Origin of the sequence: Streptomyces sp. ID05-26A (assembly GCF_033794685.1) — a bacterium.
Classification (GTDB): Bacteria; Actinomycetota; Actinomycetes; order Mycobacteriales; family Pseudonocardiaceae; genus Lentzea.
The window spans coordinates 1,692,522-1,707,777 of record NZ_JARAYZ010000002.1 but is presented as its reverse complement, the minus strand read 5'-3'; the positions used below and the strand labels follow the sequence as shown (position 1 = coordinate 1,707,777).

Here is a 15,256-nt window from a genome sequence, read left to right as displayed (position 1 = left end):
CGTGGCCGAGGCGTACATCATCGAGGCTGTGCGGACCCCGGCGGGCAGGCGTGGTGGCGAGCTGAGCCACGTGCACCCCGCGGATCTCGGCGCGCACGTGATCACGGCACTGCTCAACCGGGTCGACGTTGATCCGACGGACGTGGACGACGTGATCTTCGGTTGCGTGGACACGGTCGGCCCGCAGGCCGGCGACATCGCGCGCACGTCCTGGCTGGCCGCGGGTTTCCCGGAACAGGTGCCGGGGGTGACGGTCGACCGGCAGTGCGGGTCGAGCCAGCAGGCGCTGCACTTCGCGGCGCAGGCGGTGATGAGCGGCACGGCCGACGTCGTCGTCGCGGGCGGTGTGCAGAACATGTCGCAGGTGCCGATCGGCGCGGCCATGACGGTGAGTCCGTTCGAGGGTTGCGAGGGCTGGCAGCACCGGTACGGCGACGAGGAGGTCAACCAGTTCCGGGCGGCCGACCTGATCGCCGTGCGCTGGGACCTGTCGCGGCGTGAGATGGAGGAGTACGCGCTGCAGAGCCATCTCCGGGCGATCACGGCCATCAAGGAGGGCCGGTTCGACCGGGAGATCGCGCCGGTGAACGGGGTCGCGGCCGACGAGTGCCCGCGCCCGGACACCAGCGCGGAGAAGATGGCGAAGTTGCAGCCGTTGCGGCCCGGCGGGCGGACGACGGCGGCGTTGTCGTCGCAGATCTCCGACGGTGCCTCGGCGGTGCTGGTCGTGTCGGAACGGGCGGTGCGCGAGCACAAGCTGACGCCGCGGGCCCGCGTGCACCACATGTCCGCGCGCGGCTCCGACCCGATCTACATGCTGACGGCGCCGATCCGGGCGACGAAGTACGCGCTGGAACGAGCCGGGATGTCCATTGCGGACATCGACCTGTTCGAGATCAACGAGGCGTTCGCGTCGGTCGCGCTGGCCTGGGCCAAGGAGCTGAGGATCGACCTGGGTCGCGTGAACGTCAACGGGGGAGCGCTCGCCCTCGGCCACCCGATCGGCGCGACCGGCACGAAGCTCTTCACGACGTTGCTGCACGAACTGGAGCGGACGGGTGGCCGGTTCGGGCTGCAGACCATGTGCGAGGGCGGTGGTCAGGCGAACGTGACGATCATCGAACGGCTCTGAGCCGGTCGATCGCCGCCTCGGCGTCCTGCACGATCGTCTCGATCAGGTCCGCGCACGTCGGCAGGTCGCCGAGCAGTCCGGCGACCTGCCCCGACGCGAGCACACCCGCGTCGGTGCGGCCCTCGACCAGACCGGCCTTGAGCAGCATCGGCGTGTTCGCCGCCATGATCACCTGCGACCACGTGAGGTCCTTGCCGTGCTTCATGGCCAGGCCCTCGCGGATCATCGCGCGCCACGACAACCCCGTGTGCTGCCGGAACCTGGCGGCGTTGGCGACGGCCCGCGCGAGACTGCTGACCCGTCCGGACTTCTCGAGGTGCTCGACGAGATCCGACCGCAGGACCCGGTGCGGCAGACCGTCGACGCGCGTGGTCACGACCGTGCCGTTCAGATCCCGTTGCAGGTAAGCCTGTTTCACCGCGTCCGGGACCGTGCTCTCCTGGGTGAGCAGGAACCTCGTGCCCATCGCGATGCCGGCCGCGCCGTACGCCAGCGCGGCGGCGAGGCCCCGGCCGTCGAAGAATCCCCCGGCCGCGACCACCGGGATGTCGACGGCGTCCAGCACGCTCGGGAGCAGCAGGGTTGTCGCGACACCACCGGTGTGGCCGCCGCCCTCGCCGCCCTGCACGATCACCGCGTGGGCGCCCCACTGCGCGACCTTCTCGGCGTGCCGGGCCGCGCCGATCGACGGGATCACCACGACACCCGCGTCGTTCAGCTTCGCGATCATGTCCGGTTTCGGTGCCAGCGCGAAGGAGGCGACCTTCACCTGTTCGCGGATCAGCAGGTCGATCCGTTCCGGGGCGTCGTGCGCGTCGGCCCGCAGGTTCACGCCGAACGGCGCGGTCGTGCGCGCGCGGGTCTCCTTGATCGCGGCTTCGAGCTCCGGGTAGGTCATGGTGGCCGAGGCCAGGATGCCGAGCCCGCCCGCCTCGGCGGTCGCGGACACCAGCCGTGGTCCCGCGACCCAGCCCATCCCGGTCTGCACGACCGGGTGCCGCACGCCGACCAGGTCGGTGAGCGCGGTCCTCACGACGGGACTTCCTTGTCCCGCTTGCTACCCGGATCGAGCTTCGTCCGGATCAGGTCCAGTTCCTCGTCAGTGGGTAGGCGGGTCTCGGCCACGTCCTGAGCTACCAACGGGAACGACGTCTGCTTCTGCACCTCGTCGACCGACACCCCGGGGTGCACGGAGAGGATGCGCATCGAGTGGTCCGGGGTGTCGAAGCCGAGCACGGCCAGGTTCGTGACGACGCGGTGGACGTCGTGGAACGGCCCGGCGGCTTTGTCGTAGCCGACGCCGGACACCACGTCCACCGCCTCGACCAGCACGCGCGGGCTGTGCCGTGGCACCCAGTAGCTGGTGCGGTGGTTGACGGTGTTGCCCGGTGCGCCCCGGAATCCGAGGAGCTGGCGGGTGGGACGCGCGTGGTCGCCGATCGCGGAGATGTTCTGGTTGCCGAACCGGTCGACCTGGTTCGCGCCCATCACGACGTGCCGGCGGCCGTGCGCGACGACGTCGAACACCTTCCGGTACGGCAGCCAGCCCTCGATGGTGGACTCGGGCGTGAGCAGGAACGCCTCGCCGTCGCTGAGCAGCAGGTCGGGCTCGGTGGTGAGCCTCGCCAGTCTCGCGCCCAGCGAAGGGATGAGACCCATCGGGCTGGCCAGGGTCTCCCCGGCGCCGAGGAACAGGTCGGCGCAGGCCGCGACGCAGACTTCGGCGCGCGTGATGTCGCTCATCCGAGGAACCTCTCGTAGAACTCCGGCCAGGTCTCCAGGTCGGACGCCGCGTTGGCGTACTCGCGCTGAAGGGCCTCGTCACGGCCGTAGTCGGGCACGCAACTCGTGAAACCCGCACCACCAGGCGCTTCCACCACGCCGTCGACCATCATCCGGTTGAGCAGCAACGTCTGCGGCGGCCCGTCGAACGTCTCCACGATCTGCTCGCACGAGACGTAACGCCGATCGGCGGCCAGGCAGAACAGGTCGTCGAAGTACGGATCAGGCCCGAGGTACTGGGCGTTGCCGTGCTTGTCCGCGCGGTTGAGGTGCACCAACGCGACGTCGAGCTTCAACGCCGGCATGGCGACGAGTTCCTCGCCGTCGTCGTAGGGCGATCGCACGGTCTTGAGCTCCGGCGCGTACTTCAGCACGTCCGACCCGAGTCCCGCCCTGATCGGCAGGAACGGCAGCCGGTGCCCCGCCGCCCGCAGGCCGGTCTGGAACATGCCCTCGTCCAGCTCCAGCACCTCGATCGTGGCGGTCTCGCGCGCCCGCTTGAACCACGGGTCGTACGGGATCGAGTCGAGCGAGACGAAACCGTAGACGAGCTTGCGGACCTTGCCCGCCGCGCACAGCAACCCGGCGTCCGCGCCGCCGTACGTGACGACGGTCAGGTCCTTGACCCCCGTCCGCAGCAACGCCTTGACCAGGGTCATCGGCTTGCGCCGCGAGCCCCAGCCGCCGACGCCGACGGTCATCCCGTCCTTGATCTCGCCGACGACCTCGTCAGCTGTCATTCGCTTGTCGCGCATGGTTTCCGTCCAGGAAGGCCTGCCGGGCGTGGTCCGACACACCGGTGAGGTTCAGCTCGAAGGTGAAGCCCTGCTCGAAGCGATAGCTCTGGTGCACGCGCTGCGGGTCGATGCCGTTGATGGCCTCCTTGGCCGCACGGATCACCGTCGTGTCCTTCTTCGCGATCTCCTTGGCGATCTCGCGGGCCGCGTCGTCGAGTTGTGCGCGTGACACGACCTCGACGACGCTGCCGTGGTGGTGCAGGGTTTGCGCGCTGACGTTGCGGGCCGTGTAGTACAGCGTCCGCATGAGGTGCTGCGGAACGAGCCGGGCCAGGTGCGTGGCCGCGCCCAGCGCCCCTCGATCGACCTCGGGCAGCCCGAACGTGGCGTCGTCGGACGCCACGATGATGTCCGCGTTGCCGACCAGTCCCACACCGCCACCGAGGCAGAACCCGTTCACCGCGGCGATCACCGGCACCTCGCAGTCGTACACGGCCGCGAAAGCCTTGGCGCACCCCCGATTGGCTGCCACGAGCGCGTTGTAGCCCTCGGCCCGCTGGATCTCCTTGAGGTCGACCCCCGCGCAGAAGCCGCGGTTCTCGGCCCTCAGGATCACCACCCGTGCCTCCGGGTCCTCACCCGCCGACGTGATGGCCTTGCCCAGTTCGAACCACCCCTGGGACGGGATGGCGTTGACCGGGGGATAGTCGATGGTGACCTCGATGATGCCGTTTTCGGTGTGGCTGCTGGAGATTCCCATGGAGCCGCCTTCCGAACCAAGCGATTGCTTGGTAACTTAGCAGTGCCGGAGCGACCGGGGTAGGTGCTTGTGGAACTGGACCTCGACGGAGCAGTGGTCCTCGTGACGGGCGGCGTGCGGGGTGTCGGACTCGGCATCACCCGTGCGTTTCTCGCCGCCGGGGCGGTCGTCGTGACGTGTGCGCGCCGGCCGGCCGAAGTCGACGGCGCGTCGTTCGTGCCATGTGACGTTCGGGACGCCGAGCAGGTTTCCGGGCTGGTGTCCGGGATCGTCGCTGACCACGGCCGGTTGGACGTGGTGGTCAACAACGCCGGTGGGGCGCCGTTCGTGTTGGCGGACAAGGCTTCGCCGCGGTTCCACTCCAAGATCGTCGAGTTGAACCTGCTGGCACCGCTGCTGGTGTCCCAGGCGGCCAACGCCGTGATGCAGGCGCAGGCGTCCGGCGGGTCGATCGTGAACGTGAGCAGCGTCAGCGGACGGCGTCCGTCGCCCGGTACCGCTGCTTACGGCGCGGCCAAGGCCGGTCTCGACAACCTGACGTCGTCGCTGGCCGTCGAGTGGGCGCCGAAGGTGCGCGTCAACGCTCTGGCCGTCGGAATGGTGCGGACCGAACAGTCGCACCTGCATTACGGCTCCGAGGCCGGGATCGAGGCCGTGGCCAAGACCGTGCCGATGGGGCGTCTCGCGTCACCGGACGAGGTCGGCGCGTGTGCCGTGTTCCTGGCTTCACCGTTGGCGTCGTACGTGAGCGGCGCGACCTTGGTCGTGCATGGCGGGGGAGAAGCGCCCGCGTTCCTGACCGCAGCCGATGGGGGTTCTGGATGAGCCGGGTCGTGATCGTGACGGGAGCGGGGCGGGGCATCGGCCGGGCCCACGCGCTGGCGTTCGGCGCCACCGGGGCGAGGGTCGTGGTGAACGACCTGTCCGCGGCGGTCGCGGGTGAGGTGGCGGAGCAGATCGGGCCAAGGGCGATCGTCAACACCGACGACGTCGGCACCTGGTCCGGCGCGCAACGGCTGGTGGAGACCGCGGTGTCGGAGTTCGGCGGGCTGGACGTGCTGGTCAACAACGCCGGCATCGTGCGCGACCGGATGGTCGTCGGGTGCAGTGAGGACGAGTGGGACGAGGTCGTCCGGGTGCACCTCAAGGGCCACTTCGCGACGCTGCACCACGCCGCCGCGCACTGGCGTGCCGTGCACAAGGCGGGGGGCGCGGTGAGCGGCCGGGTGATCAACACGTCGTCCGGCGCGGGACTGTTCGGCAGCGTCGGGCAGGCCAACTACTCGGCGGCCAAAGCCGGTATCGCCTCGTTGACGCTGGTCGCGGCGGCCGAACTGGCCCGATACGGGGTCACGGTCAACGCGATCGCCCCCGCCGCGCGGACCAGGATGACCGAGGCGACGTTCGCGGACATGATGGCGGCGCCGGAGGACGGGTTCGACGCGATGGCCCCGGAGAACGTCTCGCCACTGGTCGTGTGGCTCGGCAGCGAGGAGGCCGGGGACGTGACCGGCCGGATGTTCGAGGTCGACGGCGGACGTGTCTGCGTGGTGCACGGGTGGCAGCGCGGGCCGGAGATCGACAAGGGCGCGCGGTGGTCGCCGGACGAACTCGGGAGCGTCGTGCGCAAGCTGGTCGCCGACGACCACCCGACGCCGGTCTACGGGGCCGAGTAACTTCGATCATGTGACCCGCCTGAGCACCCACACCGCCGTCTCGGCCAGCTTGTCGCGACTCAGCGACGACGAGCTGGCTGACCTGCTGGAACGGGCCGAGCCGGCCGGAGCGGGCATCGGCGGGCCGACGGCGCTGCTGGACGTCGCGGGCACCCAGGTGTTCGTGAAGCGGTTGCCGTTGACCGACCTGGAACTGCAGCACCCCGGGTCGACGGCGAACCTCTACGACCTGCCCGTGCACATGCACTACGGCGTCGGGTTGATCGGCGGAGTGGGCTTCGGGGCGTGGCGCGAACTGGCCGTGCACACCATGACGACCGAGTGGGTGCTGAGGGGTGAGCACGACGGCTTCCCGTTGATGTACCACTGGCGGGTTCTGCCCCACCTCGACCAGACGCTTCCCGAGGAACTGGACCAGGCGGTCGACTACTGGGGACCCGAGATCGGCCCCCGGATCGAGGCGCTGCGGGCGTCGAAGTCGAGCATCGCGTTGTTCCTGGAGTACTTCCCGCACAACCTGCACGACTGGCTGAACAGCCAGGACGACCTCGAAAGCGCTTGCGAGACGGTCGAACGGGAGCTGGCGGCCGGAGTGGAGTTCATGAACTCCCAGGGCCTGCTGCACTTCGACGGCCACTTCTGGAACGTCCTGACCGATGGCGAGCGCCTGTACTTCGCGGACTACGGCCTCGCGATCTCCTCCCGGTTCGACCTGTCCGAGCAGGAGATCGCGTTCTTCGCCGAGCACCAGGACTACGACCGCCACTACACCACCGCGCGCCTGGTGTGGTGGTTCGCGTACGCGTTGCGGTCCGAGGGAGTCCCGCCACGTATCGCCGAGATCCTCCACCGCCACAACGACGTGGCCGCGGTGATGAAGGACTTCTACCGCCGGTTTCAGAACGAGAGCCGGCGAGCGCCGTACCCGTTCAGATCCGTTCGATGATCGTGCCGGTGGCCATGGCGCCGCCCGCGCACATCGTGATCAACGCGGTCGAAGCGTCCCGGCGCTCCAGTTCGTGCAGCGCGGTCGTGATCAACCGCGTGCCGCTGCTGCCCACGGGGTGACCGATCGCGATGGCGCCACCGTTGACGTTGACCCGGTCGAGGTTCGGCCGGTGCACCGCCGCCCACGACAGCACGACGGACGCGAACGCCTCGTTGACCTCGAACAGGTCGATGTCGGCCATCTTCATGCCGCTGCGCTGCAACAACCGCGCGGTGGCGTCGACCGGCCCGTCCAGGTGGTAGTACGGGTCTGACCCGACCAGGCACTGCGTGACGATCCGCGCCCGTGGTGTGAGCCCGTGGGCCCGCGCGAACTCCTCGTCCACGACCATCACGGCCGAGGCGCCGTCCGAGATCTGCGACGACGTGCCGGCGGTGTGCACGCCGTCCGGCACGACCGCCTTCAACGCGGCCAACGCCTCCAGTGACGTCTCCCGCAGCCCCTGATCGGTGTCCACCAGGTCCTCGCCGACCTTGACCGGCACGACCTCGGCGGTGAACCGGCCCGCCGCCCACGCGGCCCGCGCGCGGTTCTGGGACTGGACACCGAACCGGTCGACCTCCTCGCGCCCGATGCCACGCCGGGCCGCGACCCGTTCGGCGGCCACGAACTGGTTGGGCAGGTCGATCGTCCACGAGTCGGGGCGCGGCATCCCGGTCTCGCCGATGTTGCTGCGCAACGGCACGCGGCTCATCGCCTCGACCCCGCACGCGATGCCGGCGTCGATCGCGCCCGCCGCGATGAGCCCGGCGATGAGGTGCGTGGACTGCTGGGCCGAGCCGCACTGGGCGTCGACCGTGGTGCAGCCGGTGGTCTGCGGCAGGCCCGCGTGCAGCCAGGCCGTCCTGGTGATGTTGTTCGACTGCTCGCCCGCCTGCGTGACGGTGCCGCCGATGACCTGTTCGACGGTGGACGGATCAAGTCCGGTCCTGTCAAGAAGACCTCGTTGTGCCGCACCGAGGAGCTCGGCCGCGTGCAGGCCGGACAACCAGCCGTTCCGCCTGCCGATGGGCGTGCGCACCGCTCCCACGATCACCGGACTGCCCACGCGAGCCTCCTTGGCCTGGAAATAGTGGTGTGACTCAGGACGTGTGCGGCGTATCCGTGCTCAGCAGGGCGCCTCGTGGCACCGCCCCCACACCCCCGTACAACCAGTACGAGGGCGTGGGGGCGGCACCACGAGCCACCCGTCTGACCGCGAATACACCGGCCACGTCCTGAGCCACACCACTAGAACACGTTCCTGTGAGACTTCAGATTGGCCGCATGGGGGCTTCAGCACAAGCCGCAACCGTGTTTGAATCGGATAGAACGCGTTCCACCTAGGAGGTTCCTGTGGGCAAGCCGCGCATCCCGGATGGCTTCGACTTCACCGACCCCGACATGTACGCGAGCCGGCTGCCGTTCGAGGAGTTCGCCGAACTGCGCCGGACCGCGCCGATCTGGTGGAACTCCATCCCCCAGGGATCGGCGGGGTTCCCCGACGACGGCTTCTGGGTGGTGACGAAGCACCACGACGTCAAGGAGATCTCGCGCAACAGCGAGCTGTTCTCCAGTCGCGAGAACACGGCGATCATCCGCTTCAAGGAGGACATGCCGCGCGACAACATCGAGATGCAGCGGTTGTTGTTGCTGAACATGGACCCGCCGACGCACACCAAGCAACGCGGGATCGTGTCGCGCGGGTTCACCCCTCGCGCGGTGAACAGCCTGCGTGACGCGCTTGCGTCGCGCGCCGAGCAGATCGTCGCGGAGGCGTTGGAGAAGGGCAGCGGCGACTTCGTCTCGGACGTCGCGTGCGAGCTGCCGTTGCAGGCCATCGCGGAGCTGATCGGGATTCCGCAGGACGACCGCCGCAAGATCTTCGACTGGTCCAACCAGATGATCGCCTACGACGACCCCGAGTTCGAGATCGAACCGCTGACCGCCGCCACGGAACTGCTCGGCTACTCGTGGACGATGGCCGAGGACCGGCGCAAGTGTCCACGGTCCGACATCGTGACGAAGCTCGTCCAGGCCGACGTGGACGGTGCAGGGCTCGCGTCGGAGGAGTTCGGGTTCTTCGTGCTGCTGCTCGCCGTGGCGGGCAACGAGACCACGCGCAACGCCATCACGCACGGCATGAAGGCGTTCTTCGACCACCCCGAGCAGTGGGAGCTGTACAAGGAGAAGCGTCCCACCACGGCCGGTGACGAGATCGTCCGGTGGGCCACGCCGGTGGTGTCGTTCCAGCGCACCGCGATGGCCGACACCGAACTGAGCGGCGTGGAGATCAAGCAGGGGCAACGGGTCGGGATGTTCTACTCGTCGGCCAACTTCGACGAGGAGGTCTTCGAGAACCCGGAGACGTTCGACATCACCCGCGACCCCAACCCGCACCTCGGGTTCGGCGGCAGCGGCGCGCACTTCTGCATCGGCGCGAACCTCGCCCGGCTGGAGATCGATCTGATCTTCAACGCGATCGCGGACGCCATGCCGAACATCAGGCAGGTCGCGGAGCCGCGGCGGCTGCGGTCCGGATGGCTCAACGGCATCAAGGAGTTCCGCGTCCAGTACAGCTGAAAACGACTGAGGCCCCTCCATCTGCGGATGGAGGGGCCTCATGCTGTGTGCGGGATCAGGTCTCGACGCGCAGGGTCGCCAGGGCCCGCTCGGTCTCCCAGAACGCCCGCATCGACTTGATCAGGCCGTCCTCGCCGACGTTGTAGACGAACACGCCCTCGGTGTCCACGCGCGCGCCGCCGGGCAGGAACGCGCTGATCGTGCCGACGTTCGCGCACTCCGAACCCGCCGCGAACGAGTCGTGCATCGCGAACTCGAAGCGCTCCACGTTGGCGATCGCCAGGTCCCAGAACGCGGCGATCGCCTCTTTGCCGTGGTGGCCCTTGCCTTCGGCATCGAACATCGACGGGCCTACGGGGTCCTCGACCACGGCGTCCTCGGCGAAGAGTGCCAGCCACTCGTCCTTCACGCCGCGCGTCACGCAGTCCATCGAACGCCACGACGCCACGCGGGCGGGCGTTTCGGTCTTGGACGCCGTCCAGGTCACCGCTGTCATGCCAACTCTCCGATCACTTCGTCGGCGAAGCGCCGAAGTCCGTCCTTTTTGGCCTGCAGGCTGCCGTCGAAACCCACGCCGTAGAACAGCCACGGCACGACGATCGTGTCGGTCACGCCGGCCTCGGCCATCTGCTTGTAGCCGTCGAGCCCGAACCGGTCGATGCACACGGCCTGGATCTCGAAAGGCCGCTCGAACGCGCCGAGGTCGTCGAGCGTCGTGATGACCGACTTCAGCTCCTCGAACTTGATCATCGCCGACGTCCAGCCGTCGCCGACGCGGGCGGCGCGCTTCAACGCGGCGGGGGAGTGGCCACCGACGTAGAACGGCACCGGCGAAGTGGGTGCCGGCGACATCTGCAGCCGGTCGAAGTCGAAGTAGTCACCGTGGTACTCGACCATTCCGCCGCCGAGCACGAGCTTGAGCACGTCGATCATCTCGTCCACGCGCGCGCCGCGGTTCTTGAACGGCACACCGCACCACTCGAACTCCTCCGGCGACCAGCCGAGACCCACACCGAAGCCGAACCGGTTGCCGGTCATGTGCGCGACCGACCCGACCTGGCGGGCGAGCAGCAACGGGTTGCGGGAGCCCAGTTTCAGGACCTGCGTGTAGAAGTTGATCCGGGACGTCACCGCGCCCATCGCGGCAGCGGCGACGAACGGGTCGACCCACGGGGTGTCGGCGTTCCACATGCGGGAGCCGTCGGGGGTGTACGGGTAGTCGGCGGAGACCTTCTCCGAGAAGAAGAGGGAGTCCGGCAGCGCGATCGAGGCGTAGCCGCACTCCTCGGCGCACTTCGCCAGCTCGGTCAGCTGGTCGAGCGGGCTCATGGCGATGCCAACGGTGAACTTCACGGCTTCTCCGATCCGACGACCCACATGGCGAAGAACTGCGACCCACCGCCGTACGCGTGACCCAGCGCCACTCGCGCGCCGTCCACCTGGTGCTCTCCCGCCGTACCCATGACCTGCATGGCGGCTTCGGCGAACCGCAAGAGCCCCGAGGCACCGATGGGGTTGGACGACAGGACGCCGCCGCTCGGGTTCACCGGCAGGCGGCCGCCGATCTCGGTCTCGCCCGCCTCGGTGAGCTTCCAGCCCTGGCCGATGTCGGTGAAACCCAGGTTCTCGAGCCACATCGGCTCGAACCACGAGAACGGCACGTAGATCTCTGCGGCGTCCACTTCGGACAGCGGGTCGGTGATGCCCGCCTGCTTCCACAGCGCCTTCGCGGCGTCCCGGCCGGCCTGCGGGTTGACCTGGTCGCGTCCGGCGAACGTGGTGGGCTCGGTGCGCATCGCGGTGGCACGGATCCAGGCCGCCTTGCCGGACGTGGGCTCCGAGGAGATCACCACCGCGCAGGCGCCGTCCGAGGACGGGCACGTCTCGTCGTACCGGATCGGGTCCCACAGCATGGTGGAGGCCTGCACCGACTCGACCGTGATGTCCGGCTGCTTGAGGTGGGCGTACGGGTTCTTCGAACCGTTGCGGCGGTCCTTGGCGGCCACCATCGCGCCGATGTGCTCGGGAGCGCTCGCCCGGCGGATGTAGGAACGCACGTGCGGGGCGAAGTAGCCGCCCGCGCCCGCGTGCACCGGCATGGTGAACGGGGTCGGCACGGACAGCGCCCACATCGCGTTCGACTCGGACTGCTTCTCGAACGCCACGGCCAGCACCCGGTCGTGCACGCCGGACTGGACGAGCGACGCGGCCACGTTGCCCGTGCTGCCGCCGACCGAACCGGCGGTGTGCACGCGCAGCAACGGTTTCCCGACGGCGCCCAGGGCGTCGGCCAGGAAGAGTTCGGGCATCATCACGCCCTCGAACAGGTCCGGTGCCTTGCCGAGGACCACGGCGTCGATGTCGGACCAGTCCACGCTGGCGTCGGCCATCGCGCGGTCGATCGCCTCGCGGCACAGGCCCGCCATCGACACGTCGAGGCGTTTCGCGGCGTGGTGCGTCTGGCCGGTGCCGACCACTGCTGCCGGTCGCATCACGCACGCCCTTCCATGACGCAGACGAGGTTCTGCTGGAGCAGGGGCCCGCTGGTGGCGTGCCCGAGGACTTTCTGGGCGGTGCCGTCGTGGATCCGGCGGGCCGCCTCACCGATGCGAGCCAGTCCGGCCGCGAACATCGGGTTGCCCGCCAGCACACCGCCGGACGGGTTCACCGTCACGTCGTCGCCGAGCCCGAGTGCCTGGCGCAGCAGGAGTTCCTGGTGGGTGAACGGCGCGTGCAGTTCGGCGAGTTCGACACCGTCAGCGCCCGCCGCCTTGCCCGCTGCCACCGCGGACGGCGAGGTCGTCAGGTCGCGCGTGCCGAACGACGGTGAGTCGACGCGGTGCTCGAAGCCGGTGATCCACGCGGGACGTTCGCACAGCTCGCGGGCTTTGTCGCCCGCTGCCAGCACGATCGCGGCCGCGCCGTCGGTGATCGGCGCGCAGTCGTGGCGGCGCAACGGATCGGCGACGTACGGGAGCGTCAGCAGTTCGTCGGCATCGACCTCGCCGGACAGCTGCGCGAGTGGGTTGGAGAGGGCGGCGTGACGGCTCTGCGCGGCAACGGAGGCCATCGCGCGTTCGTCCCACAGGCCGTTCTCGATGCCCATCCGCGCCTGGATGCCGGCCAGGCCGAGCGAGTCCGGCCACAGTGGAGTGACGAGGTAGGGGTCCAGCTGCATGGCCATGACCCGGCGCAGCTGACCGGCCGACGACTTGCCGAAGCCGTAGACCAGAGCCGTGTCGATCTCGCCGCAGAGCAGCTTCACCCACGCCTCGTAGAGCGCCCACGCGGCGTCCATCTCGACGTGCGACTCGGCGATCGGCGGGAAGGCGCCGATCGCGTCGACCGCCGAGACGAACGAGAACGCGCGTCCCGCCAGGTAGTCCGAGGAGCCCGAGCACCAGAACCCGATGTCGGTCTTGGTGAGCCCGAGGCCGCCGAGCACCTCGTGGAAGATCGGCACCAGCATCTCGACACCGTTGGTGGTGCCGTCGGTCTCGCGCACGCAGGGCGTCTGCGCGAAGCCGACTACCGCAATGTCACGCACGCGAGCCTCACAGGTGCTGGGAGTAGGAGTCGAACGGCGCGTCCGGCTCACCGGACGGCTTGAAGTGGTCGATGTTCTGCATCGTCGGGCCCCACTCCTCGCGCGGCTTCCAGACCGCCTCCACACGCATGCCCATCCGCACGTCCTCGGGTGCGACGCCGAGCAGCAGGTGCAGGAACGGGATGTCGGCGCCGTCCAGCAGGACGTACGCCGAGACGTACGGCGGCGGGATGCGCTGGCCGAGGAACGGCACGTTGACCACGCAGAACGTCGTGATCGTGCCGTGGTCGGCGAGCTTGATCTGGTCCGTCGTCGGCACGCCGTCGGTGGGGCAGGCGGGGCGCGGCGGGAAGTAGACCTTCTCGCAGGACGGGCAGCGCTGGGCGATCAGCCTGCCCTCCATGAGACCGCGCAGGAACGGGTCCTCGGTCGGCGACGCCGAGTGCGTGTAGTGGAGGTTCACCGGCGTGGTGACCATCGTGACGGCCTCCGCCTCGACCGGTTCGTCGGCGGGCTCGTCGGAGATCTCGAAGCACTCGATGTCCGTGATCGCACCGACTCGTTCGCCACGCCATCGCACCCGCACGCGAGCGCCGGTCGACATCTGCTCCGGCGCACCCGCGTCGACGGCGTGCAGCAGCGAGGTGTCCGCGCCGTCCAGTTGGATGAGCGCCCAGGCGAACGGCCGGTCGAGCGGCTGTCCTTCGAGGGGCTCGGGGATCCACGACCACCCGCGCACGACACCGGTCGCCGCCACGTCCACGAACTCGTGGAGCTGTTCGGCGGTCACGGGGTCGTACTCGAGCGGCGGCACGTGCACGCGCCCGTCGCTGCCCCGGATCCCGGTCACCTTGCGGCGGCGCAGATCCGAGAGGAACCGGCCCAGCGTCGGGCCGAGGGAGCGCGTGTAGTCGAAGCCAACGTCGAGCGGAGCACTCAGCGGCCGAGTCACAGATCAAAGTGAAACAGGTTCTCGAAATGGTGGCAAGATGAGGGCATGAAGCTCGGTCTGCAGCTCGGGTACTGGGGTGCTCAGCCGCCCCTGAACGCCGCCGAACTCGTGGCGGCGGCGGAGGAATTCGGCTTCGACGCGGTGTTCGCCGCCGAGGCGTGGGGCTCGGACGCGTTCACCCCGTTGGCGTGGTGGGGATCCGAGACTTCGAGGGTGCGGCTCGGCACGTCCGTCGTGCAGATGTCGGCGCGGACGCCGGCCGCCTGCGCGATGCACGCGCTGACCCTGGACCACCTCTCCGGCGGCCGGTTCATCCTGGGGCTCGGGGTGTCCGGGCCGCAGGTCGTGGAGGGCTGGTACGGCCGGCCGTTCGCGAAACCCCTGGCCAGGACCAGGGAGTACGTGTCGATCCTGCGTCAGGTGATGGCCCGCGAGGCGCCCGTGCGCAACGACGGCCCGCACTACCCGTTGCCGTACCAGGGGCATGGTGCGCTGGGGCTCGGCAAACCGTTGAAGCCGATCACCCATCCGTTGCGCGCTGACCTGCCCATTTGGCTCGGCGCGGAGGGTCCGAAGAACGTCGCGCTGACGTCGGAGATCGCGGACGGATGGCTCGCGATCTACTACGCGCCACGGCTCGCGGACATGTACAACGAATGGCTGGACGAGGGCTTCGCGAAGTCGAGCCAAGGGGATTCACCTCGTAGCAGGGAGAACTTCGAGGTCGCGGCCACGTGCCAGGTCGTCGTGACGGACGATCCGGCGTCGGTGCGGGCCATGCTGAAGCCCTTCGTCGCTTTGTACATCGGCGGAATGGGTGCTCCCGGGATGAACTTCCACGCCGAAGTGTTCACGCGCATGGGCTACGGCGAGGTCGTTGATGACATCGGCAGGCTCTTCCAGGCCGGACGCAAGGACGAGGCCGCGCAGGTGGTTCCGGACGAGCTGGTGGCCGAGATCAGCATCGTCGGGAACGCCGAGCACGTGCGCGAGGAGGTTCGCCGGTGGGAGAAGGCGGGTGTCACGACGTTGCTCGTCGGATGCCGCGACGTTGCCTCGATCAAGGCCTTGTCGGAGGCTTGTCAGTAGGTGAAACGCG

16 protein-coding genes are annotated in these 15,256 nt (G+C 69.1%); 6 read left to right on the top strand and 10 right to left on the bottom strand.

Translation table 11 applies throughout. The features are described from left to right. Position 1 precedes the first annotated feature (1 nt). Positions 2–1,132: an acetyl-CoA C-acetyltransferase gene (locus PV646_RS23445; RefSeq protein WP_500344320.1), complete on the top strand. Its 1,131-nt coding sequence runs from the start codon at positions 2–4 to the stop codon at positions 1,130–1,132. Here the strand turns inward: PV646_RS23445 and PV646_RS23440 are convergent. From PV646_RS23440 to PV646_RS23425, 4 genes are read right to left on the bottom strand one after another with little or no spacing between them, the layout of a single operon-like run. After that, the gene (locus PV646_RS23440; RefSeq protein WP_500344319.1) at positions 1,116–2,165 is read right to left on the bottom strand and encodes an NAD(P)H-dependent flavin oxidoreductase; all 1,050 of its coding nucleotides are present in this window, start codon (positions 2,163–2,165) and stop codon (positions 1,116–1,118) included. The genes PV646_RS23445 and PV646_RS23440 overlap by 17 nt on opposite strands. After that, a complete protein-coding gene (locus PV646_RS23435) occupies positions 2,162–2,875 on the bottom strand; it encodes a CoA-transferase subunit beta (protein ID WP_500344318.1) in 714 nt (237 codons plus the stop codon). The genes PV646_RS23440 and PV646_RS23435 overlap by 4 nt, the downstream gene beginning before the upstream one ends. After that, on the bottom strand, positions 2,872–3,669 hold the full coding sequence (locus tag PV646_RS23430; RefSeq protein ID WP_500344317.1) for a CoA transferase subunit A: 798 nt from the start codon (positions 3,667–3,669) through the stop codon (positions 2,872–2,874). Before PV646_RS23430 ends, PV646_RS23435 begins: the two co-directional genes overlap by 4 nt. Beyond that, entirely contained in the window at positions 3,644–4,411 is a 768-nt protein-coding gene (locus PV646_RS23425) for an enoyl-CoA hydratase family protein (protein WP_500344316.1), read from the bottom strand. Before PV646_RS23425 ends, PV646_RS23430 begins: the two co-directional genes overlap by 26 nt. 63 nt (positions 4,412–4,474) lie before the next feature. On the opposite strand from PV646_RS23425, the gene PV646_RS23420 reads away from it, so the two are divergent. Genes PV646_RS23420 through PV646_RS23410 form a run of 3 tightly spaced genes read left to right on the top strand, consistent with a single transcriptional unit; the run spans position 4,475 to position 7,033 of the window. Next, entirely contained in the window at positions 4,475–5,236 is a 762-nt protein-coding gene (locus PV646_RS23420; RefSeq protein WP_500344315.1) for an SDR family oxidoreductase, read from the top strand. Beyond that, positions 5,233–6,087, top strand: a complete 855-nt coding sequence (locus PV646_RS23415) for an SDR family oxidoreductase (RefSeq protein WP_500344314.1) — start codon at positions 5,233–5,235, stop codon at positions 6,085–6,087. Before PV646_RS23420 ends, PV646_RS23415 begins: the two co-directional genes overlap by 4 nt. 10 nt (positions 6,088–6,097) lie before the next feature. Beyond that, complete coding sequence (locus PV646_RS23410) at positions 6,098–7,033, top strand: protein kinase family protein (RefSeq protein ID WP_500344313.1); 936 nt, start codon at positions 6,098–6,100, stop codon at positions 7,031–7,033. On the opposite strand, the gene PV646_RS23405 is transcribed toward PV646_RS23410, so the two are convergent. Continuing rightward, entirely contained in the window at positions 7,017–8,144 is a 1,128-nt protein-coding gene (locus PV646_RS23405; protein ID WP_500344312.1) for a steroid 3-ketoacyl-CoA thiolase, read from the bottom strand. The two genes, PV646_RS23410 and PV646_RS23405, sit on opposite strands and share 17 nt — an antisense overlap. 287 nt (positions 8,145–8,431) lie before the next feature. On the opposite strand from PV646_RS23405, the gene PV646_RS23400 reads away from it, so the two are divergent. Then, a complete protein-coding gene (locus tag PV646_RS23400; RefSeq protein WP_500344311.1) occupies positions 8,432–9,658 on the top strand; it encodes a cytochrome P450 in 1,227 nt (408 codons plus the stop codon). A 55-nt stretch (positions 9,659–9,713) separates the two neighbouring features. Here PV646_RS23400 and PV646_RS23395 read toward each other — a convergent pair whose 3' ends face one another. From PV646_RS23395 to PV646_RS23375, 5 genes are read right to left on the bottom strand one after another with little or no spacing between them, the layout of a single operon-like run. After that, the gene (locus tag PV646_RS23395; protein ID WP_500344310.1) at positions 9,714–10,154 is read right to left on the bottom strand and encodes a nuclear transport factor 2 family protein; all 441 of its coding nucleotides are present in this window, start codon (positions 10,152–10,154) and stop codon (positions 9,714–9,716) included. Continuing rightward, positions 10,151–11,011 (bottom strand): TIGR03619 family F420-dependent LLM class oxidoreductase, encoded by an 861-nt coding sequence (locus tag PV646_RS23390; RefSeq protein WP_500344309.1) that lies wholly within the window; start codon positions 11,009–11,011, stop codon positions 10,151–10,153. Before PV646_RS23390 ends, PV646_RS23395 begins: the two co-directional genes overlap by 4 nt. Beyond that, positions 11,008–12,150, bottom strand: coding sequence for a thiolase family protein (locus PV646_RS23385; protein WP_500344308.1), 1,143 nt, complete (start codon positions 12,148–12,150; stop codon positions 11,008–11,010). Before PV646_RS23385 ends, PV646_RS23390 begins: the two co-directional genes overlap by 4 nt. Continuing rightward, a complete protein-coding gene (locus PV646_RS23380) occupies positions 12,150–13,205 on the bottom strand; it encodes a thiolase family protein (protein WP_500344307.1) in 1,056 nt (351 codons plus the stop codon). Before PV646_RS23380 ends, PV646_RS23385 begins: the two co-directional genes overlap by 1 nt. Before the next feature lie 7 nt (positions 13,206–13,212). Next, positions 13,213–14,157 carry a Zn-ribbon domain-containing OB-fold protein gene (locus PV646_RS23375; protein ID WP_500344306.1) on the bottom strand — a complete coding sequence of 315 codons (945 nt, stop codon included), beginning with the start codon at positions 14,155–14,157 and terminating at the stop codon, positions 13,213–13,215. A gap of 45 nt (positions 14,158–14,202) precedes the next feature. On the opposite strand from PV646_RS23375, the gene PV646_RS23370 reads away from it, so the two are divergent. Continuing rightward, positions 14,203–15,246 carry an LLM class F420-dependent oxidoreductase gene (locus tag PV646_RS23370; protein ID WP_500344305.1) on the top strand — a complete coding sequence of 348 codons (1,044 nt, stop codon included), beginning with the start codon at positions 14,203–14,205 and terminating at the stop codon, positions 15,244–15,246. Positions 15,247–15,256: the final 10 nt, after the last annotated feature.

Bases quoted from the DNA above. Each gene is read 5' to 3' on its own strand.
- PV646_RS23435 (WP_500344318.1), bottom strand. From the start codon at position 2,875: ATGAGCGACATCACGCGCGCCGAAGTCTGCGTCGCGGCCTGCGCCGAC.
- PV646_RS23430 (WP_500344317.1), bottom strand. From the start codon at position 3,669: ATGCGCGACAAGCGAATGACAGCTGACGAGGTCGTCGGCGAGATCAAG.
- PV646_RS23425 (WP_500344316.1), bottom strand. From the start codon at position 4,411: ATGGGAATCTCCAGCAGCCACACCGAAAACGGCATCATCGAGGTCACC.
- PV646_RS23415 (WP_500344314.1), top strand. From the start codon at position 5,233: ATGAGCCGGGTCGTGATCGTGACGGGAGCGGGGCGGGGCATCGGCCGG.
- PV646_RS23395 (WP_500344310.1), bottom strand. From the start codon at position 10,154: ATGACAGCGGTGACCTGGACGGCGTCCAAGACCGAAACGCCCGCCCGC.
- PV646_RS23385 (WP_500344308.1), bottom strand. From the start codon at position 12,150: ATGCGACCGGCAGCAGTGGTCGGCACCGGCCAGACGCACCACGCCGCG.
- PV646_RS23370 (WP_500344305.1), top strand. From the start codon at position 14,203: ATGAAGCTCGGTCTGCAGCTCGGGTACTGGGGTGCTCAGCCGCCCCTG.